The sequence below is a fragment of the Protofrankia sp. CiP1_Cm_nod2 genome (assembly GCF_920664355.1).
GTDB lineage: Bacteria > Actinomycetota > Actinomycetes > Frankiales > Frankiaceae > Protofrankia.
On sequence record NZ_CAKKTL010000126.1, the window covers coordinates 13073 to 14865 of the forward strand.

Below are 1793 nucleotides of genomic sequence, written 5' to 3' on the forward strand. Positions count from 1 at the left end.
GGGGGAGCCGGGCCACTGCCTGTCCGGGGTGGTGGGTTCGCCGGTACCGCATCCGCGGGCCCGGCCGCAGGCCCGGCCGCGGGTCCGGCCACGGGCCCGGCCGCGGGTTCGGGGCCGAAGCCGGCCCGCGTTGGGATGGTCGTGACGGTGATCAGTGCCTGGTGGCCGGGGGGAGCGGTCCCGTCGGGTGCCGACGGCGCGGCGCCCGACGGGATGGGGAGGTTGTCCGCCCGCACCTCGGCCGGGCCGGATTTCCCCCGGAGTGTGACAGTCAGTATTCCAGAGATCACGAGAATGGTCGCGGCGGCGGCCGCGGCGGCCGTCCACACGTTCCGGCGCCGTCGACGAGCGGAATCCCTGTCGCCGGACAGCGGCGGGGCACCGCGCGGCCGCAGCCTGGTCGGGGTGTCCAGCGGCTCGTCGGGCCCGGGAGCCGCGGACGGCGAGCCGGCGCCGTCCGCGCTGTCGGTACCGGCCGGGGCCGGCCGCGGCGAGCTCCCGGCGGAGCCGACGCGGGACCGGCGGCGGGTGGCTTCCAGGCGGGAGACGTCGGCGGCGGCTGCCCCGGAACCGGTGCCTGTTTTCGGGTCGTGGGCCGTCGGCTCGTCCGATGACGGCGGGACGGCCGCGAGATCATCCCCGGCTGCCCCCAGCCGGGCCACCGGCTCGGCTCCCAGGGCGTCCCGTAGCGCGTCGAACTTCTCGACAAGACCGGCCACGCTCGGCCGTTGCCGCGGATCGACCGACATCATGTGCCCGATCAGCGCCCGCAGCGGCTCTGGAACAGCCTGGTCGAGTTCGGCGGCGTCGCCGGCGAGGATGCGACGCATGACCGTCGCCGGTCCGTCGCCGGCGCGGGGCGCGAACGGGGCCGTGCCGGCAAGCAGGGTGTACAGGGTCGAACCGAAGGCGTAGACGTCGGCGGCCGGCGAGTACCGCTGTCCGTCAAGGACCTCCGGAGCGCAGTGAGCCGGCGTGTAGGCCTCGAGGCTGACCGACTTCTCCGGGCCGGCCGCGGCACCTGCCGCCCCGATACCCGCCATCCCGAAGCTCGCCGCCCCGAAGCTCGCCGCCCCGAAGCTCGCCACCCCGAAATCGCTCAGTACTGCCCCGCCCTCGTCGGAGACCAGGAGATTCCCCGGCTTGATGTCACGATGGGTGATGTCGGCGCGGTGCGCCGCGGCCAGTGCCCGGGCGACGGACACACCTACCCCGACGGTTTCCGGCACTGACAGCCGGTTCGGCTGGTTCGGCTGGTTGCTGTCGCGCATCCGGTCGACCAGCGATCCCCGCGGGAAGTACTGCATCGCGATGAACGGCTGGTCGTCGGCGGTGGCGCCCGCGTCGTACACGGTGATGATCTCGGGGAGGTGGGACAGGCTGCCGGACGCCTGGCACTCGCGGGTGAACCGGCGCAGCGCGGCCGGGTCCCCGACGTCGGCGCTCAGGACCTTCACGGCTACCGTTCGGGCGAAACGCTCCTGGTAGGCGGTGTAGACGGTGCTGAACCCGCCGATCGCGACCCGGCGGAAATCCCGGTACCCTCGATGGCCGGGCCCGGCGGCACCCGCGCCGCATCCTGGCTCTCCCGAGTCTTCCCCACATCGCCCCCGGTATGTTCCGCACGAATCCGTCCACCGCGGCGTACGCCTCCCGTTGGATATGGTAGACCGTGACGCGCTTCGGTGACGTACGCGAGGGGAGCGCTGCGGGGACGTGACACACATGGGCTGGTTTTCCAGTGGCTCCGCGGCCACCGGCCACGTGAAAAGATCTGTGATTGCGCAGCCTTC

General features: G+C 73.3%; 1 protein-coding gene. It reads right to left on the reverse strand.

Annotation, left to right across the window (positions count from 1 at the left end; all coding sequences use genetic code 11):
- Positions 1–1727, reverse strand: a 1727-nt coding sequence (locus NBW84_RS14850; protein WP_250285333.1) for a serine/threonine-protein kinase, incomplete at its 3' end; no start/stop codon positions are given.
- Positions 1728–1793: the final 66 nt, after the last annotated feature.